The sequence below is a fragment of the Pseudomonas sp. Pseusp9 genome (genome assembly GCF_059491265.1).
This window is the reverse complement of record NZ_CP168500.1, coordinates 6,490,387-6,514,130: the sequence shown is the minus strand read 5'-3', so window position 1 is coordinate 6,514,130 and position 23,744 is coordinate 6,490,387. Positions and strand designations below refer to the sequence as shown.

At 59.2% G+C, this 23,744-nt stretch carries 23 protein-coding genes; 6 read left to right on the top strand and 17 right to left on the bottom strand.

Annotation, left to right across the window (positions count from 1 at the left end; genetic code table 11):
• Positions 1 to 31: 31 nt before the first annotated feature.
• On the top strand, positions 32 to 235 hold the full coding sequence (locus ACEN8E_RS29805; RefSeq protein ID WP_413703784.1) for a twin transmembrane helix small protein: 204 nt from the start codon (positions 32 to 34) through the stop codon (positions 233 to 235).
• Positions 236 to 254: 19 nt separating this feature from the next.
• Here the strand turns inward: ACEN8E_RS29805 and ACEN8E_RS29800 are convergent, their stop codons facing one another.
• The 4 genes from ACEN8E_RS29800 to coxB form a co-directional block, all read right to left on the bottom strand.
• Entirely contained in the window at positions 255 to 1,142 is an 888-nt protein-coding gene (locus ACEN8E_RS29800) for a cytochrome c oxidase subunit 3 (RefSeq protein WP_429367810.1), read from the bottom strand.
• 25 nt (positions 1,143 to 1,167) lie between these two features.
• Positions 1,168 to 1,719, bottom strand: a complete 552-nt coding sequence (locus ACEN8E_RS29795) for a cytochrome c oxidase assembly protein (RefSeq protein ID WP_429367808.1) — start codon at positions 1,717 to 1,719, stop codon at positions 1,168 to 1,170.
• Positions 1,720 to 1,857: 138 nt separating this feature from the next.
• Positions 1,858 to 3,450, bottom strand: a complete 1,593-nt coding sequence (gene ctaD / locus ACEN8E_RS29790; protein WP_495590887.1) for a cytochrome c oxidase subunit I — start codon at positions 3,448 to 3,450, stop codon at positions 1,858 to 1,860.
• Between the two features lie 82 nt (positions 3,451 to 3,532).
• The gene (coxB, locus tag ACEN8E_RS29785; RefSeq protein ID WP_429367806.1) at positions 3,533 to 4,660 is read right to left on the bottom strand and encodes a cytochrome c oxidase subunit II; all 1,128 of its coding nucleotides are present in this window, start codon (positions 4,658 to 4,660) and stop codon (positions 3,533 to 3,535) included.
• A gap of 370 nt (positions 4,661 to 5,030) precedes the next feature.
• Here coxB and ACEN8E_RS29780 point away from each other — a divergent pair, with 370 nt between their 5' ends.
• On the top strand, positions 5,031 to 5,681 hold the full coding sequence (locus ACEN8E_RS29780; protein ID WP_495590886.1) for a hypothetical protein: 651 nt from the start codon (positions 5,031 to 5,033) through the stop codon (positions 5,679 to 5,681).
• Between the two features lie 59 nt (positions 5,682 to 5,740).
• Here the strand turns inward: ACEN8E_RS29780 and ACEN8E_RS29775 are convergent, their stop codons facing one another.
• The 3 genes from ACEN8E_RS29775 to ACEN8E_RS29765 form a co-directional block, all read right to left on the bottom strand.
• Positions 5,741 to 7,267, bottom strand: coding sequence for a SulP family inorganic anion transporter (locus ACEN8E_RS29775; RefSeq protein WP_495590885.1), 1,527 nt, complete (start codon positions 7,265 to 7,267; stop codon positions 5,741 to 5,743).
• Between the two features lie 90 nt (positions 7,268 to 7,357).
• Entirely contained in the window at positions 7,358 to 8,089 is a 732-nt protein-coding gene (locus tag ACEN8E_RS29770; RefSeq protein ID WP_057397367.1) for a carbonic anhydrase, read from the bottom strand.
• A 243-nt stretch (positions 8,090 to 8,332) separates the two neighbouring features.
• Positions 8,333 to 9,391 (bottom strand): PA0069 family radical SAM protein, encoded by a 1,059-nt coding sequence (locus ACEN8E_RS29765; RefSeq protein WP_495590884.1) that lies wholly within the window; start codon positions 9,389 to 9,391, stop codon positions 8,333 to 8,335.
• 208 nt (positions 9,392 to 9,599) lie between these two features.
• On the opposite strand from ACEN8E_RS29765, the gene ACEN8E_RS29760 reads away from it, so the two are divergent.
• The gene (locus ACEN8E_RS29760; RefSeq protein WP_495590883.1) at positions 9,600 to 9,899 is read left to right on the top strand and encodes a hypothetical protein; all 300 of its coding nucleotides are present in this window, start codon (positions 9,600 to 9,602) and stop codon (positions 9,897 to 9,899) included.
• A gap of 456 nt (positions 9,900 to 10,355) precedes the next feature.
• On the top strand, positions 10,356 to 11,000 hold the full coding sequence (locus ACEN8E_RS29755) for a dual specificity protein phosphatase family protein (RefSeq protein WP_495590882.1): 645 nt from the start codon (positions 10,356 to 10,358) through the stop codon (positions 10,998 to 11,000).
• 40 nt (positions 11,001 to 11,040) lie between these two features.
• Here ACEN8E_RS29755 and ACEN8E_RS29750 read toward each other — a convergent pair whose 3' ends face one another.
• Both ACEN8E_RS29750 and prlC read right to left on the bottom strand, forming a co-directional pair.
• Positions 11,041 to 11,328, bottom strand: coding sequence for a YheV family putative zinc ribbon protein (locus ACEN8E_RS29750; RefSeq protein WP_104450399.1), 288 nt, complete (start codon positions 11,326 to 11,328; stop codon positions 11,041 to 11,043).
• Positions 11,325 to 13,376, bottom strand: a complete 2,052-nt coding sequence (gene prlC / locus ACEN8E_RS29745) for an oligopeptidase A (RefSeq protein ID WP_495590881.1) — start codon at positions 13,374 to 13,376, stop codon at positions 11,325 to 11,327. The genes ACEN8E_RS29750 and prlC overlap by 4 nt, the downstream gene beginning before the upstream one ends.
• An 88-nt stretch (positions 13,377 to 13,464) precedes the next feature.
• Here prlC and ACEN8E_RS29740 point away from each other — a divergent pair, with 88 nt between their 5' ends.
• Positions 13,465 to 14,010, top strand: coding sequence for a gamma carbonic anhydrase family protein (locus tag ACEN8E_RS29740; protein WP_495590880.1), 546 nt, complete (start codon positions 13,465 to 13,467; stop codon positions 14,008 to 14,010).
• A 26-nt stretch (positions 14,011 to 14,036) separates the two neighbouring features.
• Positions 14,037 to 14,687 (top strand): HAD family hydrolase, encoded by a 651-nt coding sequence (locus ACEN8E_RS29735; protein WP_495590879.1) that lies wholly within the window; start codon positions 14,037 to 14,039, stop codon positions 14,685 to 14,687.
• A 118-nt stretch (positions 14,688 to 14,805) separates the two neighbouring features.
• Here the strand turns inward: ACEN8E_RS29735 and ACEN8E_RS29730 are convergent, their stop codons facing one another.
• The 8 genes from ACEN8E_RS29730 to ACEN8E_RS29695 form a co-directional block, all read right to left on the bottom strand.
• A complete protein-coding gene (locus ACEN8E_RS29730; protein ID WP_495590878.1) occupies positions 14,806 to 15,429 on the bottom strand; it encodes an ABC-type transport auxiliary lipoprotein family protein in 624 nt (207 codons plus the stop codon).
• A complete protein-coding gene (locus ACEN8E_RS29725) occupies positions 15,426 to 16,364 on the bottom strand; it encodes an MlaD family protein (protein WP_495590877.1) in 939 nt (312 codons plus the stop codon). Before ACEN8E_RS29725 ends, ACEN8E_RS29730 begins: the two co-directional genes overlap by 4 nt.
• Before the next feature lies 1 nt (position 16,365).
• Positions 16,366 to 17,169, bottom strand: a complete 804-nt coding sequence (locus tag ACEN8E_RS29720; RefSeq protein WP_057397358.1) for an ABC transporter ATP-binding protein — start codon at positions 17,167 to 17,169, stop codon at positions 16,366 to 16,368.
• On the bottom strand, positions 17,166 to 18,314 hold the full coding sequence (locus ACEN8E_RS29715) for an ABC transporter permease (protein WP_495590876.1): 1,149 nt from the start codon (positions 18,312 to 18,314) through the stop codon (positions 17,166 to 17,168). Before ACEN8E_RS29715 ends, ACEN8E_RS29720 begins: the two co-directional genes overlap by 4 nt.
• 54 nt (positions 18,315 to 18,368) lie before the next feature.
• Positions 18,369 to 19,397, bottom strand: coding sequence for a DUF5924 family protein (locus ACEN8E_RS29710; RefSeq protein ID WP_495590875.1), 1,029 nt, complete (start codon positions 19,395 to 19,397; stop codon positions 18,369 to 18,371).
• A 172-nt stretch (positions 19,398 to 19,569) separates the two neighbouring features.
• Positions 19,570 to 20,946: a M16 family metallopeptidase gene (locus tag ACEN8E_RS29705; protein ID WP_495590874.1), complete on the bottom strand. Its 1,377-nt coding sequence runs from the start codon at positions 20,944 to 20,946 to the stop codon at positions 19,570 to 19,572.
• 56 nt (positions 20,947 to 21,002) lie between these two features.
• Complete coding sequence (locus ACEN8E_RS29700) at positions 21,003 to 22,661, bottom strand: Na/Pi cotransporter family protein (RefSeq protein ID WP_495590873.1); 1,659 nt, start codon at positions 22,659 to 22,661, stop codon at positions 21,003 to 21,005.
• Between the two features lie 282 nt (positions 22,662 to 22,943).
• Positions 22,944 to 23,711, bottom strand: coding sequence for a TerC family protein (locus ACEN8E_RS29695; protein ID WP_495590872.1), 768 nt, complete (start codon positions 23,709 to 23,711; stop codon positions 22,944 to 22,946).
• Positions 23,712 to 23,744 lie beyond the last annotated feature (33 nt).

The following is a 23,744-nucleotide window of genomic DNA, read 5'->3' as shown; positions in this document are numbered from 1 at the left end:
GTGCATCGCTTCTCCCCCCGGAGTCTTAACCATGCTCAAAGCAGCCATCGTCCTGATGCTGATTGCCACGATTGTCAGCCTGTTCAGCGGCCTGTTTTTTCTGGTCAAGGACGACAGCCGCTCAAACCGCCTCGTCATTGCCTTGAGTGTTCGTGTGACCCTGGCCGCCCTTACCCTTGGCTTGATTACCTGGGGCTTTTTCAGCGGCCAGTTGGTGTCCCACGTCCCTTGGTAGCTCGCTCCTGCAAGCTGCTCTAAAGCACATAGACAAAAACAAACAGCCCGATCCACACCACATCCACGAAGTGCCAGTACCAGCTCGCCGCTTCGAAGCCGAACTGGTGCTCGCTGTCGAAGTGCCCGCGCATGATCCGCATCAGCATCACGAACAGGATGATGGTGCCGATGGTCACGTGAGCGCCGTGGAACCCGGTAAGCATGAAGAACGTCGCGCCGTAGATGCCCGAGCCCAGGGTCAGGCCCAGCTCGTGGTAGGCGTGCATGTACTCTTCGGCCTGGAAGGTGAGGAACGCACAGCCCAGCAGCACGGTGAGCGCCAACCATAGCTTCAGCGCGCCGCGATGGCCCTTTTTCAAGGCATGGTGGGCGATGGTCACGGTCACGCTGGAGCTCACCAGCAAGACGGTGTTGAGCAGCGGCAGGCCCCAGGGACTGATGACTTCCTTGGGCGGCGGAAACAGCTTCGAATCGGGGTTTTCCAGCAGCGGCCAGGTGAACTGGAAATTCGGCCACAGCATGTGCGCAATGCCCTTGGCGCCTTCACCGCCGAGTGCAGGCCCGGAGATGTGACGCACGTAAAACAGCGCACCAAAAAAGGCGATGAAGAACATCACCTCCGAAAAAATGAACCAGCTCATGCCCCAGCGAAACGAGCGATCCATTTGCGGGCTGTACAAACCGCCGCGACTTTCCTTGATCACCGTGCCGAACCAGCCGAACAGCATGTAGGCCACCAGCAATCCGCCGACGAAAAAGATCAGCGGCCCGTGGGATTCCGGGCGCGCCGCTTTCAGATCGTTGAACCAGGTGGCCAGGCCATACACGGTGGTGACCATGCCGAGCGTGGCGATGATCGGCCATTTGCTCTGGGCGGGAACGTAATAGTGTTCATGAGTTGCCATTTATTGTTCTCCTTATCGGGCACGCTCAGCCGCCAGTGTTTACAGCTACCGGTGGATGTCGGGCGGTGATATCGAACAGCGTGTAAGACAGCGTCAGGTGCTTCACGTCCTTGGGCATGTCACGGTCAACGATGAAACGTACCGGCATCTCGATCCGTTGACCGGGCTGCAGCACTTGCTGGGTAAAACAAAAACATTCGGTCTTGTGGAAATACGCCGCCGCGGTGCTGGGCGCGATGCTCGGCACGGCTTGGGCACTCATCGGCTTGTCGGTGGGGTTGTGGGCGATGAAGATCATCTCGTTCACCGCCCCCGGATGGGCCACCAGCTCCTCACCCTTGGGATAGAAGTCCCAGGGCATATCGGCAGTGTTGGTCGACAGAAACTGCACACGCACCTGTCGCGAAGTGTCGACCGTCTGCTCACCCTCGTACTGCCCGGCGGTCTTGCCATTAATGCCGAAGGCCTTGCACATCACGTCGTAGATTGGCACCAGCGCAAAACCGAAGACAAACATCGCTACCACCACAAGCAATAGTCGGGTGACCAGTTTCTTCATCGAAATCGAGTCAGCCATGATTTCCAGCCTCTACACCAAACCCTGTAGGAGCGAGCTCGCTCGCGAAAAACCTGAAAACGCCGCGGGGTATCAGGCTTCCAGCGTTATCGTTGACGACCATCGCGAGCGAGCTCGCTCCTACAAGGGTTTTGGTGTTCATTTAACTTCCGGCGGCGTTGTGAAGGTGTGATACGGCGCCGGCGACGGGATGCTCCACTCCAGGCCTTCGGCCCCATCCCAAGGTTTGGCCGGTGCCTTGGGGCCGCCGCGAATGGTCTTGATCACGATGAACAGGAAGAAGATCTGCGTGGCGCCGAACATGAATGCGCCGATCGACGACACCATGTTGAAGTCGGCGAATTGCAGGTTGTAGTCCGGAATTCGCCGCGGCATGCCCGCCAGTCCCACGAAGTGCATCGGGAAGAAGGCCATGTTCATGCCGATGAACGACAGCCAGAAATGCAGCTTGCCGAGGGTTTCGTCGTACATGTGGCCGGTCCACTTCGGCATCCAGTAATAGGCCGAGGCGAAGATCCCGAAGATCGCCCCCGGCACCAGCACATAGTGGAAGTGCGCGACCACAAAGTAGGTGTCCTGGTACTGGAAGTCCGCCGGGGCGATGGCCAGCATCAACCCGGAGAAACCACCGATGGAGAACAGGATCACGAACGCCACGGCGAACAGCATCGGTGTCTCGAAGGTCAGCGAGCCTTGCCACATGGTGCTGGCCCAGTTGAACACCTTGACCCCGGTGGGCACTGCAATCAGCAGCGTGGCGTACATGAAGAACAGCTCGCCCACCAGCGGAATGCCGACCACGAACATGTGGTGCGCCCAGACGATGAACGACAGGAACGCGATACTCGCCGTGGCGTAGACCATTGAGGTGTAGCCGAACAACGGCTTGCGCGAAAAGGCTGGAATGATCGAGCTGACGGCGCCGAATGCCGGCAGGATCATGATGTACACCTCAGGGTGACCGAAGAACCAGAACACATGCTGGAACAACACCGGGTCCCCGCCACCGGCGGCACTGAAGAAGCTGGTGCCGAAGTGGATGTCCATCAGCATCATGGTCACGCACCCGGCCAGTACCGGCATCACTGCGATCAACAGGAACGCGGTGATCAGCCAGGTCCAGACAAACAGCGGCATTTTCATCAGCGTCATGCCGGGGGCGCGCAGGTTGAGGATGGTCGCGATCACGTTGATCGCCCCCATGATCGAACTGATCCCCATCAAGTGGATGGCGAAGATGAAGAAGGTCACGCTTTCCGGTGCGTAGGTCGTCGACAGCGGTGCATAGAAGGTCCAGCCGAAGTTCGGCCCGCCGCCGGCGGTGAACAGGGTCGATACCAGCAACAGGAACGCTGCCGGCAACAGCCAGAAGCTGAAGTTGTTCATCCGCGGCAGGGCCATGTCCGGCGCGCCGATCATCAGCGGGATCATCCAGTTGGCGAGGCCGACGAAAGCCGGCATTACCGCACCGAAGACCATCACCAGGCCGTGCATGGTGGTCATCTGGTTGAAAAATTCCGGCTGGACGATTTGCAGTCCGGGCTGGAACAGTTCGGCGCGAATCACCATCGCGAACGAACCGCCCAGCAAGAACATGGAGAACGCAAACCACAGGTACAACGTACCGATGTCCTTGTGGTTGGTGGTCAACACCCAACGCATCAGGCCTTTGGCGGGTCCGTGGGCGTGGTCGGTGGCGGTATGAACATGTTCATCGATTACAGCAGTCATGTCCTGTCTCCTGCAAACAGATGGGCTGGGCAGGCGGGGCTGCGTAGCCCCGACCGGTTCCGTACGTGCGCAATAGACCGGGTCATTTGCTTTCCGCCTGTTTCAGCTCCAGCACTTCTTTAGGCGTGACCATGTCGCCCTTGTTGTTGCCCCAGGCATTACGTTCATAGGTCACGACCGCCGCGATATCGACTTCCGAGAGTTGCTTGCCGAACGCCGCCATCGCAGTGCCCGGTTTGCCATGGAAGACCAGGCTCAAGTGAGCCTCTTTCGGCCCGGTGGCGATTTTCGAGCCCTTGAGCGCCGGGAACATCGGCGGCAGGCCCTGGCCTTCGGCCTGGTGACAGGCCACACAGGTGGTGTGGTAGATCTTGTCGCCGCGATCCTTGAGTTCGTCGAGCGTCCATTCCTTGCTGGTCAACTCTTTGAGCTGCGCGACCTCGACCTTGCGATCGGCCAGCCATTTTTCGTAATCGGCCTTTTCCTTGACCTCGACCACGGTCGGCATGAAGCCGTGATCCTTGCCGCACAACTCGGCGCACTGGCCACGGTAGATGCCGGGCTTGTCGATGCGGGTCCAGGCTTCATTGACGAACCCGGGAATCGCATCGCGCTTGACCGCGAAAGCCGGCACCCACCAGGAGTGGATCACGTCGGCGGAGGTCACCAGGAAACGCACCTTGGTGCCGACCGGCAGCACCAATGGCTTGTCGACTTCGAGCAAATAGTGCTCGCCCTTGGTTTCCTTGTTGTGGATTTGATCTTGGGGGGTGGTCAGGTTGCTGAAGAACTCGACATCCTGGCCCAGGTACTTGTAGTGCCACTTCCACTGGTAGCCGGTGATCTGGATATCGATTTCCGGCTCGCTGGCGTCGTACATCCTGATCAGGGTCGCGGTAGCGGGAATCGCCATGGCCACCAGGATCAGGAAGGGCACGATGGTCCAGAGGATTTCGACGGTGGTGCTTTCATGAAATTTGGCGGCCACCTGCCCGGTCGAGCGGCGGTGGAGAATCATCGACCAGAACATGGCGCCAAAAACGATGATGCCGATCACCACACAGATCCAGAAAATGGTCATGTGCAGGTCGAATACTGCGTGACTGATTTCAGTCGCTCCAGGCGCCATATTCACAGTCCAGGCCGCTTGCGCCTGACTGAAAATCGACCACAACAGGAGGCCCATCCAGACATGTGGATGTCGCATCATTGCGGGTTCCCCTTATCGTTCTTGTTATCCCGCCGGCTTTCACCTGCGGCAAGGGAGCGGCTGCATCAGACTACGAACTTGAATCGCCGGGCCTTGCTGCACATGCAGTCGGGCGTCATCAGCTAACTCCATTCCACCCCGAGTATAGACAGCACCTCCGACCTCGCAATGCGAAGGCGTAAATCATCTGAAACAGCATTAACTTGCTTTGCAGGGTACGAATGGAGAAGGATGCAGACGAGTGGTGGCCAATCGATATAACGGCTATGTCTCAAGGATGAAATAATTATGACAAATGCGTCTTAGCATTTTTCGTAAGCCAGCTAAGTTATGTCTTCCCTATTTCATTGCCTTGTTTCCTGGAGTTTTCATGAACACCGCCGCATTGCGCGAGCAGATCCAAAAAGCCCAACAACACGAAGCCGAGACCGGCCTGCTGACGCGTCAGCTGGAATGCAAACTGCCTCATCTACACCCGGCGATCCAGTTGCCGGAAGCGGACGCCAATGGTGTGCTGACGCGTTTTGTCGCCGCTTACATCAATGAAGTTCCTGATCTGCTGGACGCAGCCAATGAAGTCGCCAGGGAAGCGGGCATCGAGTCGCAGATCAAACCAGTGCTGATAATCGCCGAGCAGTACTTCCTCCAGCCGCCAGCCATCATGGCCGGTCATGTCGGGCTCGACAGCCTGCTGGATGAAGCCTATCTGGCGCACCGGTTCGTCGAAGAGGTCAACGACCTGTACATCAAGCATTTCGGCCAGCCACTGATCCCCTTGGACATGACTGTCGCCAACCTGATTGCTCACCAATTGATCGGTGAGGAGTTTGCCAACCAACTGGACGAAGTCGTACATCACGCTTTCGAACAAATGCTGACCGAAGAGAGCTTTGCGCTAGAGTCGGTGGAAGCCTACCGCGAGAAGCTCAGCAGCCCGGACACCGGCGCCGCGTGGAAGCGCTGGCCGTGCATGTCCCGCCGCTTGGGCGTAGGTCTGGAACTGGATCAGCCGGCGGCTTGATCCATCGGTAAATAAAACTCCTGTGTGGGAGCGAGCTTGCTCGCTCCCACACAGGAACGTCAGCCAGCCGCACCAATACCGATGTTGGTCCGCACCCGCCCCTCCAGCCTTCGCTTCAATCCCCGCGATTCAATCAACAGCTTCGAGCCCTTGGCCGCATTTGCCCGACTCCACTCCTCCAGCAGCTCCAGGCACGAGTGATCGATGTAGCTCAAATTGTTGAGCGGCACATGCACAGTCGTGCCTGGCGCAATGCTGCTCAGCACCTTGGTCAGCGCCGGCACTTTGAGGAAGGTTGCCGCGCCCACCAGGCGCAATTCCATTTCCCCTTCCCGGGGCAAGTCCATCAGGCTGATTTTCAAGCGAGAGGCTTTCAGCGCCAGTTTCACCAGCGTCAGGCCGAAGCCGATCAACACGCCAGTCAGCAGGTCCGTGAAAACGATGGCAAGCGCAGTTGCCGCGTAAGTGAACATCGGCGCCCGACCATACCGGGCCAAGCCACGAAAAACCTTGAGATCCACCAGTTTGAAGCCGGTGTACACCAGCACGCCCGCCAGGCTTGCCACCGGAATGCTTTGCAGCATGCTGGACAACAACAGCACGAACGCCAGCAGCCACAGGCCGTGGAAAATGGTCGAAAACCGCGTCGTTGCTCCGGCCTGAACATTCGCTGAGCTGCGCACGATAACGCCGGTCATTGGCAACGCGCCGAGCAGGCCACACAACATGTTGCCGACACCTTGTGCCGACAATTCCCGGTCAAAATCCGAGCGCTGGCCGCTGTGCATGCGGTCAACCGCCGCGGCCGAGAGCAAGGTTTCGGCGCTGGCGATGAAGGCCACGGCAAACGCGGCAATCAGCAAGGTCGGATCAGCCAGGTTGAGCAGATCCGCCGGCTTCAGCCAGTCGATGGCCTCCGTCAGGTTGGCCGGCACCTCAACCCGTTTGACCTGCAATGCCAACACCAGGCTGGCAAGCGTGGCCAGACCGACGCCGAGTAGCGCGCCTGGAATGAAGCGCAGGGATTGCGGACGGTATTTTTCCCACAGCCACATGACAGCAATCGTCGACAAACCAAGCAAGCCGGCTTGCCAGCCAAATGCGGGCAACGCCTGAGCCAGCGCTGCCGGGAAGGCTGCCAGGTTATCCAGGCCCGAAGGCTGGGGTACGGCATCCAGCATCACATGCACCTGAGACAGGACGATCAGCACGCCAATCCCGGCCAGCATGCCGTACACCACCGCAGGCGCCGTCACCCGAAACCAGCATCCCAGTTTCAAGCGCCCGGCCACCACTTGCAGAAACCCCGCCAACAACAGAATCGGCCCGAGCATGGCTATACCGTGTTGGCGGACCAGTTCAAATACCAGAACGGCCAGGCCCGCTGCCGGGCCGCTGACCTGTAGCGGCGAACCGGCCAACCAGCCGACGACCAGACCGCCAATGATGCCGGTGATCAGCCCCTTGGCCGGCGGCAGCCCCGAGGCAATCGCGATACCCATGCACAAGGGCAGGGCGACCAGGAACACAACCACCGAAGCCAACAGTTCCCGTGGCAGAACAGCTTTGAGTCGAGCAGCACGCATGGTGAGTCTCCCGAAGTTTTCTTCAGGCATGGCAAAGCCAGGCTGCCTGAACGGCAGCCTCGGCTGAACCACACAACGATTTAGGCGGATTTAGAAGCGCGCTTTGGGCGTCGCCACGGGAATTGGCAGGCTGCCATTGAGCGGCAGGAAACAGCCTTGATCGGCGTCGTACGCTTTGATTTCGCTGGTTTCGATGTTGTAGACCCAGCCGTGGATAAACAGCTGACCGTTGGCCATGCGCGAGGCCACCGACGGATGGGTGCGCAGATGCTGCAATTGGGCGATCACATTCTCTTCGGTGAGGACGTGCATGCTTTCGCTTTCGTTAGCGCAGTTGCAGTTCTCCTGCACCATGGTTTTGGCCACTTCGGCATGACGCAGCCAGGCTTTGACCGTGGGCATTTTTTCCAGGCTGTCCGGGTTGAGCACCGCACGCATGGCGCCGCAGTCCGAATGCCCGCAAATGATGATGTGATGCACCCCCAGAGCCAGTACGGCGTACTCGATGGCCGTGGAAACACCACCGTTCATTTGCCCGTAGGGCGGTACGACGTTACCGACATTGCGGGTCACGAACAGGTCGCCTGGGGAGCTCTGGGTAATCAACTCGGGGACGATGCGCGAATCGGCGCAGGCAATGAACATCGCTCGTGGCCGCTGGGCCGTGGCGAGTTTCTTGAAGAGCTCTTCCTGCTGGGGAAAGACCTCATGATGAAAATGCAAAAAGCCGTCAACGATATGCTGCAACGCTGCATCGGCGGTTTCGGCCTCGGGTTGGGCTGAAGCCGACGCAGCCAACGGCTGTTTATCCTTGTCACTCATGATTCATCCTCATTGGCGGAGTCAGGGAGTCATCCCGTGTGGTTCCGTGTGAAGCCAGTGGCTGGTTAAAAAACATCCAGGCCGAACATCTCGACCCATCAGTCACTCGGTGAACAAGGTAGCGGTAGAATCTTAATTCAAACTGAATGAACCGCTCTAGAACGTGTGTTACAGGTCACAAAAAACGTGACCAGCGTAATGCGTGAGCACGCTCTCCAGTACTCAACCATAGGCCAATTGTCCTCAAATCAACGACATTTGGCGACCCGGCGGACAAAAGGCTTCGCAGTCCAGATTGAACCCCTCCCGGTGATTGAGTCCAAGCCGTTTGATCGCTTTGGCAAAGCGCTGCGCCAGCAAGTCCGCAAACGGGCCTTCACCGCGCATCCGCGCACCAAAACGGCTGTCGTAAAGCTCACCACCACGGCTCTGGCGAATCAGGCTCAGGACATGCGCCACCCGTTGAGGGTAGTGGGCCGCCAGCCAGTCCTCGAACAGGGGCGCCACTTCCAACGGCAAGCGCAGCATCATGTATGCAGCGCTCTGTGCCCCGGCGTCGCGGGCCTCGGTTAGCAGGCTTTCGAGTTCGCTGTCGTTGATCATCGGAATCATCGGTGAACACAGCACGCCCACCGGAATGCCTGCGTCGCGCATTACCCTGATCGCCCGCAACCGGGCCTTGGGCGCTGCGGCGCGGGGCTCGAGGATGCGTTTGAGTTCATCGTCCAGGGTGGTCAGGCTGATCATTACCGCCACCAGCCTTTGGCTGGCAAGCTCGGTCAGCAGGTCCAGGTCGCGAAGAATCAGCGAGCCCTTGGTGACGATGGTCACCGGATGCCGGAAACGCAGGAGTACTTCGAGGGTTTGCCGGGTGATCCTGTATTCACGCTCGATCGGCTGATACGGGTCGGTGTTGGAGCCGAGGTTGATCGGGGCACATTGATAGCCACGCCGGGACAGCTGTTCCTCCAGCACCTGCGCGGCGTTGGTCTTGGCGATCAGCCTGGTTTCGAAATCCAGCCCTGGCGACATGTCCCAATAGGCATGGCTTGGCCTTGCGTAGCAGTAGATACAACCATGCTCGCAGCCGCGATAGGGGTTGATTGAGCGATCGAATGGCAAGTCCGGTGAGGTATTGCGGGTGATGATGGTTTTCGCCGTTTCGATGCGCACCTCGGTGCCCTGGGTGAGCGGTACTTCCTGGTACCAGCCGTCGTCTTCAGCCACCGAATGGCTGGGGGCAAAGCGATTGTGCGGGTTGGTTGCGGTGCCGCGACCACGTGGGGGCAATGGCGTATGCATGGGGAAACCCTGATAACTGTATACACATACAGTACATCGGCGCACGCGGTGGAGCCAGTGCCGTTGGGCTCCTTCTCGGTTTTCGTTTGTTGCAAGCCTGTATCAGGTAATCAAGAGACACATATTAAATCTGGTTCAAGTGCTGAAAGTGTCGTTATTATTTTTTCGCAACAACCAACTAATGGACATTAATTAAAGGACTTTAAATATGTCGTATTTCAATCTTCGTGGTATTTTCCTCCAAAAACTTGGCCCTACCATAGTCGATCCAGATGAAGTGCTTGTCTCCATGCAGTTCGCCCTGAAAGAGTCGGTCCAGGATGAAAACGGTGTTACGACAGATAAACTGGTTGACTCCAGCATTTTCATTGCATCGTCTTACGATGGTGGTCAGTCATTCAGTATTCGTAACGCCAAAGACGTGGATGGCGATGGCGACGTTGACGACAATGACAGGGAAAAGATGATTGCACTGGCCAAGGCCTATGCAAATATCATCAACGTTTAATGAATAAAAATCATTGAATTACCTGCTGCGCGTGCTGTTCATGCGCAGCAACGCTGATCGCAATGGGCTGAAAACAACTCAAGATTCTGAATATTTCTTACGATTGTTTCTGCAGATGACTCTGGATTTTTGGTGCGTAGGGAAGTATTTAATATTGAAGGCTATAAGCGACCTTAATCAGACTACCTCCTTAGTGCGCCATCGATTAATGAAAGTGCAAGCCCCCCATACCGGCCCTCAGTACAATCAATCCAGCCTGGAAAAAATACTCAAGGCATTCATTAGACTCCAATTGTTAACATGCACAACTGGAGTATGTGTGGGTCCCTACTGTTTTGTCGTTCAATCCAGGTAGCATCATTTCACGTTTCATTGACACCCCTCTCACAGGGCTTTGACCGTTCAGGACTGAAGCTGTACGCCAACATCTGCCTATTCCTGGACGGTCAACCAAGCATGTCCCTACCGCGCATTTTCCCTGCCATGTGCCTCTCACTGGTCGCACTTCTCAACCTGACACCCGTCTTCGCCGACGATGCGGCTTCGTCACGTCCGGCAGATTGGGCTCAACCGGTGGAGACGCAGTACAACCTTTTTCAAATGTCTCCCACTCTCTATCGCAGTGCATTACCCGACAAGGGGGCGCTGCCGCTTCTGGAAAAGCTCAAGGTCGGCACGGTGATCAACTTTCTGCCGGAGCCGGACTCGCGCTGGTTGTCTTCTCCTGGTATCGAACAGATACAACTGCCCTATCGCACCAACCATGTGGATGACGCAGACATAATCAAAGCCCTGCGCACCATTCAGACCGCCGAAGCCAAGGGTCCGGTGCTGATGCACTGCAAGCACGGTTCTGACCGGACCGGTTTGATCGCGGCAATGTATCGGGTAGTCGTGCAAGGCTGGAGCAAGGAAGATGCGCTGAACGAAATGACCAGGGGCGGCTTTGGCGATAGCTCCCACTTCAAGGACGGTATCCGCTACATGATGCAGGCCGATATCGACAAACTGCGCACGGCACTGGCCAACGGCGATTGCAGCACCAGCCCGTTCGCCGCGTGCTCGATGAAAAGCTGGTTCAAGTCCGCTCATATCGAATAAAAAGAGCCCCCGTTGTTTGGCGCAACGGGGGCTTTTTCACTCAGTGCTGTTCGTCGGGCTTTTTCTTCAGCTTTGGATTCGGGAAGAACTGAACTGCCTGCACCTTGGTGTCCGGGGCTTTGGGCACGGTGGTATTGACCCGCGTCCCCAGCTCCTTGGGCACCGACAGCCCCTGCTCATTGAGTGTGTCGGAGTAGCCGCAGGCCACGCACTCACGGTGCGGGACCTGGTCTTCATTCCACATCATCAACTTGTCCGGCTCGCTGCATGCCGGGCAGACCGCCCCGGCGATAAAGCGTTTTTTCGTAATCACAGGTCCCTCGCTCATGCTGCTGCGTCCTCACTCAGGCCGCTGTGGCGCAAGAGTGCGTCAATCGATGGCTCACGGCCACGGAAGTCGACGAACAGCACCATCGGCTCCTGGGAACCGCCGCGCGCCAGGATCGCTTCACGGAAGGCGCGACCGGTGTCGGCGTTGAGCACGCCTTCTTCTTCAAATTTCGAGAAGGCATCGGCCGACAGCACTTCTGCCCATTTGTAGCTGTAGTAACCCGCGGCATAACCGCCGGCGAAGATGTGCGCAAAGCTGTTGGGGAAGCGGTTGTAGGCCGGCGGACGCATCACCGAGACCTCGTCGCGCACGCCTTCGAGTACTTGCAGCACGCCGCGGCCATCACCGTGAGTGGCGTGCAGTTCAAAGTCGAACAGCGAGAACTCCAGTTGGCGAACCATCATCAGGCCGGACTGGAAATTTTTCGCCGCGAGCATTTTCCCGAGCAGGTCCTGAGGCAGCGGCTCGCCGGTTTCGTAATGACCGGAAATCAACGCCAGGCCTTCAGGCTCCCAGCACCAGTTTTCCATGAACTGACTTGGCAGTTCGACGGCATCCCAGGCCACGCCGTTGATGCCGGACACGCCAGCATGCTCAACGCGGGTCAGCAGGTGATGCAGGCCGTGACCGAACTCATGGAACAGGGTAGTGACTTCATCGTGGGTCAGCAGCGCCGGTTTACCGCTGTCAGCCGGGGTGAAGTTGCACACCAGGTTCGCCACCGGGCTTTGCAGCACGCCGCCAGCCGTGCGGCGACGGTCGCGGGCGCCATCCATCCAGGCCCCGCCACGCTTGTTGGCACGAGCGTAGAGATCGAAGAAGAAGCGGCCGATGTGCTGGCCGTTTTCCTTGATTTCAAACAGGCGGACATCCGGGTGCCAGCTGTCGAAGCCTTTGAGCTCGGCAATCTCGATGCCGTACAGACGCTGCACGATGGCGAACAGGCCGCCGAGCACCTTGTCGATAGGGAAGTAGGCGCGCAGGGCTTCCTGGGCCACGCTGTAACGTTGCTCACGAAGTTTTTCGCCGTAGAAACCGCTGTCCCAGCTTTGCAGGTCCGGGCAACCTTGCTCGGCAGCATAGGCCTTGAGCTGTTCCAAATCCTGGGCGGCGAACGGTTTGCTGCGCTTGGCCAGGTCACGCAGGAAGCCCAGCACCTGATCGCTGGATTCGGCCATTTTGGTCGCCAGGCTAAGTTCCGAGAAACTGCTGAAACCCAACAGTTTGGCCAGCTCCTGACGCAGGTCGAGGATTTCTTCCATGACCGGGCCGTTGTCGTTCTGGCCGGCATTCGGCCCCTGGTCCGACGCACGGGTGCAGTAAGCCGCGTAGACTTCTTCACGCAGTGCGCGGTCCTGGGCGTAGGTCATCACCGCGTAATAGCTCGGGAATTCCAGGGTGATCAGCCAGCCGTCCAGGCCCTTGGCCTCTGCCGCGGCGGCCATTTGCGCCTTGGCCGAATCGGTCAGGCCGGCGAGGGCGGCTTCATCGGTGATGTGCTTGGTCCACGCCTGGGTGGCATCGAGCAACTGGTTGGAGAAACGGCTGCCCAGTTCGGACAGCTTGCTCTGCACTTCGGCGTAACGCTTCTGTTCGGCTTCCGGCAGGTCGATACCCGACAGACGGAAGTCACGCAGGGAGTGTTCCAGGATAGTTTTCTGCGCCACGTCGAAACCGGCGGCCTCCGGGCTGCTGGCCAGGGCTTCGAAGGCCTGGAACAGTTCGCGGTTCTGGCCCAACTCGGTGGAGTAGGCGCTCAAGGCCGGCAGGCACGACTCGTAGGCTTCACGCAGTTCGGCGCTGTTGCACACGGCATTGAGGTGGCTGACCGGGCTCCAGGCGGCGCCCAGGCGGTCGTTGAGCTCGTCCATCGCCAGCACCAGGCCAGCCCACGTTGGCTGGGTGGCCTGGGACTTGAGGATCTCGACGATGGCAGCGCGGTTGTCAGCCAGGATCTTTTCAATGGCCGGTTGTACGTGTTCGGCGCGGATGGCGGAGAACGGTGGCAGGTCGTAGGACTGCAAAAGAGGGTTGTTCACGCTCACGGTTGATACCTTGGCTGGAGAAACATGCAGCCATCTTAATTACAATCGACACTCACCGCAGCTATCAGCGACAGAGAGAAACCCTATCGTGAACCTTCGCAAGTATCAGAACCACAAGCCGCGGCTCGGCAAAGGCGCTTTTGTCGACGGCTCGGCGGTGGTGATCGGCGATGTTGAAATCGGCGACGACAGCTCGGTCTGGCCGCTGACAGTGATCCGTGGCGACATGCACCGCATCCGCATCGGCGCGCGCACCAGTGTGCAGGATGGTTGTGTGTTGCACATCACCCACGCCGGGCCGTTCAATCCGGATGGCTTTCCATTGCTGATCGGCGATGACGTGACCATTGCCCACAAGGTCATGCTGCATGGCTGTTCGGTGGGCAGCCGGGTGTTGATCGGCATGGGCAGCATCGTCATGGACGGTGCGGTGGTCGACGATGAGGTGATCATCGGTGCCGGCAGCCTGGTGCCGCCGGGCAAGCATCTGCAAAGCGGCTTCCTGTATGTGGGCAGCCCGGTGAAGCAGATCCGCCCGCTGACTGACAAGGAGCGCGCCTTTTTCACCTACAGCGCGGCGAACTACGTGAAGCTCAAGGACCTGCATCTGGCCGAAGGCTACGACCAGCTTTGACCCGGCCCTCTTATTCAGGATTCAACATGCATTACCAAACCGTTTTATTCGACCTCGATGGCACCCTGACCGACCCGCGCGAAGGTATCACCCGTTCGATCCAGTTCGCCTTGGGCAAACTGGGTATCGACGAACCGGACCTGGCCAAACTCGAACATTTCATTGGTCCGCCACTGTTGCAGGCGTTCATGCAGTTCTATGACTTCGACGAAGCCAAGGCCTGGGAGGCGGTGAATTTCTACCGCGAGCGATTCAAGGTCACCGGCCTGTACGAAAACCGGGTGTTCGACGGCGTCACGCCGCTGCTGGAAACCCTTGGCGGGCAAGGTCGACAGCTGTACATCGCGACCTCGAAACCGTGGATGTACGCCCGGGAAATCGCCCGGCATTTCGATTTTGCCAAGCACTTCAAGGTGATCTACGGCAGCGAACTGGATGGCACCCGGACCAACAAGATCGAGCTGATCGCTCACCTGATGGCCGAAGAACACCTGGACCCGACGAACACCTTGATGATCGGCGACCGCAAGCACGACCTGATCGGCGCGCGCAGCAACGGCCTGGACGCGGCTGCCGTGGGTTACGGCTTCGGCAGCCACGAAGAACTGAGCGCTGAAGCACCGGCGTATCACTTTGAAACGCTGTCTGAGCTGCATCAGGCGTTTTTACAGCACTAATACGACTTACCCCTGTGGGAGCGAGCCTGCTCGCGAAAGCGGAGTGTCAGCTGAATCAACTTCGACTGAGGCGCCGTCTTCGCGAGCAGGCTCGCTCCCACAAGGGGTCACACAGACTTCAGGGTCTTGGCGGCGGGGCCAGCCGTTGCCCCTGCTCGACTGTCCAGTTCACCACCTGTGCGGTCAACTGATCGTTCGCCTGACCAAACCCCGCCACCACCGCCGGGACTTGCACGCTGTTCAACGGCTGACGCACTTCAAAACGGTGGCTGGCAAGGATGCGCTGGTCGTAACTGCGCACCAGCAATGCATCCAGACGCACCACCACGCCAGCATTCGTACCCTGGTATTCAGTCTGGAACGCCTGCAGGCTGCCGCCCAATTCAAGATCGGCCTGGAAAATACTGTCGTCGGTGCTCAACAACGGCACCCGCCCGTCATGCTGGAAACCTTCCAGCAAGCGATTGCGCACCAGCACCGGTACTGGGTCGCTCCAGCGCGAGCCCTTGTAGTGGCTGATCACATCGCCCTGAGGAATCACTGCAATGTTCGGACTGTTCAACGCTTCGCTGGACTGGAATTTGGTCAGGCGCAACGACCAGCGTTGCGGCGTGCCATGGCTGGCCGATGCATTCTGGGCCGAAGGTAATCGATAGACCTCGAAGGGCTCGGGCTTGGGCAGGATCGAGCACGAGCTGATCAGCGTGAAGCCAGCGAGGAGGGCGAACCGAAACAACTTCATGGCGTGAATTCCTTGGTCTTTTCACTGCCCAGCAGGTAACCGCTGGGGTTGGCCTCCAGACGTTTGGTAATAACGCGCAATGAAGACAGGGTTTCGCGCATCTCGCGCACGGCCGGGCCCAAGCCACTGAGGCCTTGCATGCCGCTGTTGAGCGAATCCTGATTAGCGCTGATCAGGGTATTGAGGGTAGCGCTGCTCTCCTGCAGCGACTTCATCGCCTGCTCGGCACTGCCGAGCACATCCTTGCCATGATCATTGAGCAACCCGTTGGCATTGCGCATCAGCACCGTGGTCTGCTCAAGCATGTTATTGGCCTGCTTGCCGACCGAGGCCAGTTGCTGCATGGCCTGGCGGATATCACCGCGTTGCTCGGCAATGGTTCCGGTGGTTTGCTCCAGGTGCTCCAGGGTTTTGCTGATGCGCTCGATGTTTTCCGTGGAGAACATCAGGTTGACGTTTTGCATCAGCGTGTTCACACCGGACATCAAGTCGTTGCTGTCATTGAGCAGGCGGGCGATGGGCGAGGGCGAGGCGACGATGGTCGGCAGGTTGCCATCCTTGCCCCTGAGCGTCGGGCTCTGTGGCGTACCGCCGCTGAGCTGGATGATCGAGGTCCCGGTGACGCCGGTCAGGGCCAGTTTGGCATTGGTGTCTTCCTTGACCGGGGTATCGCCGGCCAGGCGAATGCGCGCCAGCACTCGCCGCGGGTCTTTCGGGTCCAGCCGTAGCGAAATCACGTCGCCGACCTTGATCCCGCTGTACTGCACCGAACTGCCCTTGGACAAACCGCTGACCGCCTCGTTGAACACGACCTCGTAGTCCTTGAACTCGGTATCGACACTGGACTTGGCCAGCCACAGGCCGAACAGCAGCGCAGCCGTCACCACGATCACGGTGAACAGGCCGATCAATACATGATGGGCTCGGGTTTCCATGTCAGACCTCGTTGAGCTGTTGGGCGGCTGTCAATGCCGCGCGGCCGCGAGGGCCATGGAAGTATTCGTGAATCCACGCATCGTTGGTTTCCGACACCTTGTCGATGGCGTCCGCCACCAGCACCTTTTTCTGCGCCAGCACCGCCACCCGGTCGGTGATGGTGTAGAGCGTGTCGAGGTCGTGGGTCACCAGAAAGACACTCAGGCCCAGGGCATCGCGCAGGGTCAGGATCAATTGGTCGAACGCGGCGGCGCCAATCGGGTCGAGACCGGCGGTGGGCTCGTCGAGAAACAGGATGTCCGGGTCCAGTGCCAATGCGCGGGCCAGCGCGGCACGCTTGATCATGCCGCCGGACAGCGACGAGGGGTACTTCTCGGCCGCCGACAGCGGCAACCCGGCCAAGGCCATTTTCACCGCCGCCAGATGCTCGGCGTCGTTGCGGCTCAAGCCGGCGTGTTCGATCAGCGGCAGCGCGACGTTCTCGGTTACCGTCAGCGAAGAGAACAGCGCACCTTTCTGGAACAGCACGCCAAATCGCCGTTCCACCCGCGAGCGCTCGTCCTCGGACAAGGTTGGCAGGTTTTTCCCGAAGACTTTCACCACGCCTTCGCTGGGCTGGCGCAAACCGACAATGCTGCGCAGCAGCACCGATTTGCCGCTGCCGGAGCCACCGACCACGGCGAGGATCTCGCCCTTGTACAAATCCAGGTCGAGGTTCTCGTGCACGCTCTGGCGGCCAAAGCGGTTGCACAACCCACGCACTTCTATCACCGCCTCGGAGGGCGCTCGGGGGATACGACTCACCAGCCCATCTCCATGAAAAACATCGCGGCTATCGCATCGAACACGATCACCACGAAAATCGACTGCACCACACTCGACGTGGTGTGAGCGCCGACGGATTCGGCGCTGCCACTGACCTTGAAACCTTCGAGGCAGCCAATGGCAGCAATCAGGAAAGCGAACACCGGTGCTTTGACGATCCCCACCAGAAAGTGCTGAACACCGATGTCCGTTTGCAGTAGCGAGATGAACATCGCTGGCGAGATATCCAGCGCCACCGCGCAGACCACGCCACCGCCGATAATCCCCGACAGCATCGCCAGAAAGGTCAGCATCGGCAGGGCGATCAGCAGCGCCAGGACCCGCGGCACCACCAGCAACTCCACGGGATCGAGGCCCAGCGTGCGGATGGCGTCGATTTCTTCATTGGCCTTCATCGAACCGATTTGTGCCGTGAACGCACTGGCGGTGCGCCCGGCCATCAGAATCGCGGTCAGCAGCACACCGAATTCGCGCAGGAAGGCAAATCCCACCAGGTCCACGGTGAAGACAGTGGCGCCGAAAGTGGCCAGCACCGTCGACCCGAGAAACGCCACCACGGCGCCCACCAGGAAAGTCAGCAACGCAACGATGGGGGCGGCGTCGAGACCAGTCTGCTCGATATGGGCGATCATCGGCGTGACACGCCAGCGCTTGGGACGGAACAGGCCTCGGGCAATGGTTTCGATGATCAGGCCAACGAAACCCAGCAGTTGCAGGGTGTCCTGCCAGACGGTGTCCACCGCGCGGCCGATGCGGGTCAGTAACTGAACGCTAACGCTGACTTCCGGCTCCTTGAGCGGAACGCAGAAATCGGTCAGCGAGCAGTAGACCGTTTGCAGCAACGCGCGATCGGCGGAGGAGAGCGTGCAATCAGGATGTTCAGCGGAACGGCCGAGGCGTTCGGAGCCGAGCATTTCTACCAGCAGCGAGGCGCCAGCGGTGTCGAGGGCGCCGAGACCATTGAGGTCGATGGGGGTGTTGGCGTCGTACTGGCCGTGGAGCTTTTCGCACAACAGCTTCAGTTCAGCGTAATGGGCAAGCGTCCAGTCGCCCGTCACCCGCAACCGCGCAGGTGTGAGCGACGTGTCCAATCGGGCATTGCCGGCCATCGTGCTGCTGATCATAAGCTCCGTGCTTGTTCAGTGATTTCGCAGCTCTACGTAATAGCACGAACCGCGCTACTTTTCTTTGATCGCTGTGCTGTCCGTGACCACGAAACGCAGCACGCCGATGACCTGGCCATCTTCGGTCAGTACCCGAACCTGCCATTTGCCGGCCGCATTGCCCGGGAAGTTCTGCTTGTGGGTCCAGGCCCGGTAACCTTCCTTGCGCCCGCCGTGGATATCCAGTGGGATGCGGTCGACCTCTTTACCGTTGAACTGCCAGACGTGATAAATCCGCTCGTCCAGGCCACGCGGGGCGTTGATCGCGGTGTATGCGTAGAGCCCGCCATTGCGGATCTGCTCGGCGCTGACTTCGTCGAGGCTGGCGCCAGGTGTGCGGTCTTGCATTTGCGTGCTGATGGCCACGTCGGTCATCCACAGCGTCGCCGGCGGCACCCACGAGCGCAGTTCCCAACCGACGAAGCCAATGCCCAGGGTGATACTCAAAATCGCCAGCGCACTGCGCAGGGTACGAATCGGGAAGATCGATGCCAGGCTCGGGAACGACAGCAGCACCGAAATACCCAGTGCCCATTTGAAACTTTGCGCGGTGGTCAGGTGCATGATCACCGGCAATGCAGTGAGTAGCGCGGCGAACAGGGTCAGGGTGTGCAGGGCCAGAAACGCCCAGCGCCGTGGCGCCAGCCACTTGTAGTAGAGCGGGTCGACAATCGAAATCAGCGCCGCAACGCCCAGCAGTCCGGTAAAAACCAGCTGGCCGCTGTTCCACGTCGTGGTGATGAAGAAAAACGGCAGGACGAAAAACAGGCTTTCCTGGTGGATCATCTGCGTCGCGTAGCGCAGCAACGGTTCCGGGATTTCGCGCTTGAAAATGCGCGTGAACAGCTTGGTCAGGCTGTTTTCCAGCATCAGCCAGATCCAGCTGATCAGCATGATGGTGGTGATCCAACTCGCCAGGCCTTGCTGGCGGTCGACCAGAATGAAACTGCACACCCCGGAGATGAAACCACCGAGCGCAATGACCCCAGGGTAGCGCTTCATCAACTCGAGGATGCGCTGTACGAAAAGGGGCAGGTTTTGCATTCGGCGGGTTCACAGTCGTCGTAGGAAAAAACCTCGACAGGGTACCCGTGGGGGCGCCGCGTGGCGAGGGTAACCTGTAGGAGCAAGCCTGTTCGCGAAGCGGTGTAGCCGTCGACATCACTGCTGGATGGGCCAACCTCTTCGCGAGCAGGCTCGCTCCTACAGGGAATGTTTACTTTTCGCGATGAAAACGCCACGCCACAAGACTCAAGAGCAGCAAACCCGCCACTGCGACCACCAACCACATCACTTGGTCATAACTGAACAACGGTTTCTCGATCCGCAAATACCCCGGTTGCAACAGCAGTTCACGCACGGCCTTGTTCGCCTCCTCCAGCGTCACCCCTTGCAGCTCCCGGGCCGGGTCGGCGAAGCGGCCGTCCTCGTAATCACCGATGGCGCTCCAGTAGTAATCGGCCAACGCACTGTTGCCTTGCACGGCCCAGGCCTGGCGGGAAATCGCGGCCTGCTTCAGGCGATTGAAGGTGTCGACATTAAGGCCGTCCTTGAGCAATCCGGCCTTCAAGTCATTGAGCACTTGTTCGGCCTCTGGTACATCGTCGCGCTCAAGGTCGGCATTGAGGCTCATGAAACCCACGCCGCCGAACACCTCGCGTTCCGCCCACGGGCCGTAGGACAAGCCGTGAGCCAGGCGCAGCTGGCGATAAAGCGCCCAATCCAGATAATCCTTGAGCAAATCGAAGGTTTGGTCGTGCCCGTCTTCCAGCACCGGTTCCGGCACCAGCCAGTGCAACTTGGCGCCGTTGCCGACCAGGCCGTGGGTCAGGGTGCGCTCATGGGCGGCGCTGGCCTGGATTTGCGGCAGTGGCGGATGCTCGCCGGGAGTAATGGCCTCCAGCGCGCCATACGCCCGCTCCAGATAGGCCGGCAGCAACTTGTCGAGGTCACCGACTACGATCAGGGTCATGTTGTTCGGCGCATACCAGTCCTTGCGCACCCGCTCCAGCTGCTCACGGGTCAGGTCATCGACTTGCGCCCGTTCCGGGCATTTGAGGCCCAGTTCCACGGCCAGCTGGTTGCTGGCCGTGTGGCCCAGGTCCTGACGATCGAGCCAGCGTTGCAGGTGCGAGTAGTGACCACCGTCTTCGCGTTCGACCACTTGCTTGGCCGCGTTGATGGCGTTGTCGTCGAAGTGGGTCTGGGTCAGCAATGCCAGCAACAGATCGAGCACTTTGCGCTGGTTCTTCGCCGGGGCTTCAATGACGAAGGTCGTATCGGCATTGCTGGTGAACGCGTTCCAATCACCGCCCAGGGCCTGCATGCGTTCTTCCAGGCCGCCTTCGCCGCTGGCGTCGATGCCACTGAACAGCAGGTGTTCCAGCAGATGCGGCAATTCCTTTTCTTCGCACTTGAAATCGTCCAGGCCAACGCCGACCACCAGCCGGATCGCCACATGCCCACGGTCGGTACCGGGTTTGAGCAGCAACTGCAAACCGTTGCGCAGGGTGTAGCCCTCGACCTGGAAGCGATCCAGGGCGAATGACGGGAATGAACCCAGCAACAGGCAGGCGAACAACAGACAACGCATAACGGGCTTCCGTACGGCTAGCGCAAGTTCAACAGACTTCAGGCAACTGTGGACGTTCAGGGTGAATGCGTAATGTCAGTCAAATCGTCGACCACCAGTGCGCCAGTGTCGGATGTTTCCAGCACCACGTAGGCACTGCTGCAAAACAGCGAATTCAGACGTTTCATGTCGGCGATCAGCTCCAGGTGCAACGAACTGGTTTCGATACTTTGCACGATTTTACGTTGCAAGCGGCTGACATGAGCATGGGCCATACGCCGTTCCTGTGCACGGAATCGACGTTTCTCACGTACCAGCTGCCGGGCGCTTTCCGGGTCGGCGCTGAGAAACACTGACATCCCGAGCCGCAGGTTGGAAATCAACTGAGTATGCAGCCCGGTCAATTCGTCCAGCCCGACTTCGGAAAACGACCGGCGCTGCGAGGTTTTCTGCTGCTGGACCTTGCGCAGCATGCGTTCGATCAAGTCGCTGGCGAGTTTGAGGTTGATCGCCAGTTCGATGATTTCCGCCCAACGTCGGCTGTCCTGATCACTGAGGTCTTCCCGGGGCATTTGCGCCAGATACAGTTTTATCGCGCTGTACAGCGCTTCGACATCATCGGTCAGGCGCCGCATTTCCTGGGTGACGGCGGTTTGCTTGCCACGCAGAACGTCGAGCATGGCTTCGAGCATGCTGTCGATCAGGTCGCCCATGCGCAGGGTTTCCCGGGCCGCGTTGGCCAGCGCCAAACCGGGGGTGTCCAATGCCGTGGGGTCAAGGTGCCGGGGTTTGGCCATGCCGTTGGCCTGCGGGCGCTCTGGCAGCACCCAGGCACAAAACCTGGCCATCGGCCCGACGCTGGGCAACAGGATCAGGCAACGCACCGTGTTGTAGAGCAAGTGAAAGCCAATGACCATTTCCTGAGGGCTGAAATCGAGGCTATCGAGCCAGTGCACCAGCGGATCGAGCACCGGAATGATCAATAAAAGACCAATCAGTTTGTACAGCAGGCTGCCCAACGCCACTTGGCGCCCGGCGGCGTTCTGCATGCTGGTGCTGAGGAAAGCGAGTATGCCGCTGCCGATATTGGCGCCGATCACCAGCCCGATGGCCACCGGCAGGCTGATCACTTTGGCACCTGCCAGGGTCGCGGTCAGCAGAACAGCGGCCAGGCTGGAATAGGACATCATCGCGAACAGCGCACCAACCAGGGCGTCGAGCAGGATGTCACCGGTGAGCGAGGCGAAAATCACCTTCACCCCTTTGGCATGGGTAATCGGGTGCGCCGCTTCGACAATCAGTTGCAGCGCCAGAATGATCAAGCCCAGGCCAATGGCGACACGGCCCATCTGCCCGAGCCGGGTCTGCTTGCGTGACAGGAAGAAAATCACCCCGACAAAGATCAACAGCGGCGACAGCCACGACAGGTCGAACGTCAGCACCCGCGCCATCAGCGCCGTACCGACATCGGCACCGAGCATGGTGACCAGCGCTGGCGTCAGCGCCATCAGGCCCTGGCCAACAAAGGAAGTGACAAGCATGGCGGTGGCGTTGCTGCTCTGGACCATCGCCGTCACGGCGATCCCGGAGACGAAAGCCAGCCAGCGGTTGGACATGTTATGGCCGATGACATGGCGCAGATTGGTGCCGTAGACCCGCAGGATGCCGGTTCGGACGATGTGCGTGCCCCAGATCAGCAGGGCCACGGCGGAAAGCAGATTGAGCAGGGTGAGCATACCGGCCCCCTGTGGTGTAGCGCCCCAAAGGAGCAAGTTGACGGTGCCGCGTCGTTCTACGTTCTGTACATAAGCTGTAGTTGGCTAACGGCCTGCGCGCCAGCATCGCATAGCCAAAGAAGGGAATGAAACAAAACTGTCATGAAATCCGGTTCATGCAACCCGCCAAAAACAAAGTGGGAGCGAGCCTGCTCGCGATGAGGCCATCAGCTTCAACATCGATGTTGACTGACAGGCCGCCATCGCGAGCAGGCTCGCTCCCACAGGTTTAGCGTTTTCGGGTTACTGGCCTGGAATGTCCTTGCGCAGCTTTACCGGATCCTGCTGTGCCTTCTTTTTCGCAATGGCTGTGCGCATCCTGATGTTGATCGCTTCCACTGCCAGCGAGAACGCCATGGCGAAGTAGACGTAGCCTTTTGGCACGTGCACGTCGAAGGCCTCGGCAATCAGCACCGTACCGACGATCAACAGGAACGACAGGGCCAGCATCTTCAGCGACGGGTGCTTGTCGATGAACTCACTGATGGTGCCGGATGCCCACATCATCACCAGCACGGCCACGATGATTGCCGCGACCATGACCGGCACGTGGGAAACCATGCCGACCGCGGTGATCACCGAGTCCAGGGAGAACACGATGTCGATGATCGCGATCTGGATGATGGTGTAGAGGAAGTTGCCGCCCTTGCCCGAAGGTTCGTCGTTGCTTTCATCTTCACCCTCCAGCGCGTGGTACATCTCCTGGGAGCTTTTCCACAGCAGGAACAGACCACCGAAGAACAGGATCAGGTCGCGCCCGGAAATGCCCTGGCCGAACAGTTCGAACAGGTCCGCCGTCAGGCGCATGACCCAGGTGATCGACAGCAGCAACAGGATTCGCGTGACCATGGCCAGCGCCAGCCCGAAAATCCGGGTGCGCGCCTGCATGTGTTTGGGCATGCGGCTGACCAGGATCGAAATCATGATGATGTTATCGATGCCCAGAACAATTTCCAGAGCGGTCAGGGTAAAGAAGGCAACCCAGATTTCAGGGTTGGTCAGCCAATCCATGTGTATTCCTTTGAGCGAGTGTTAAACCACAAA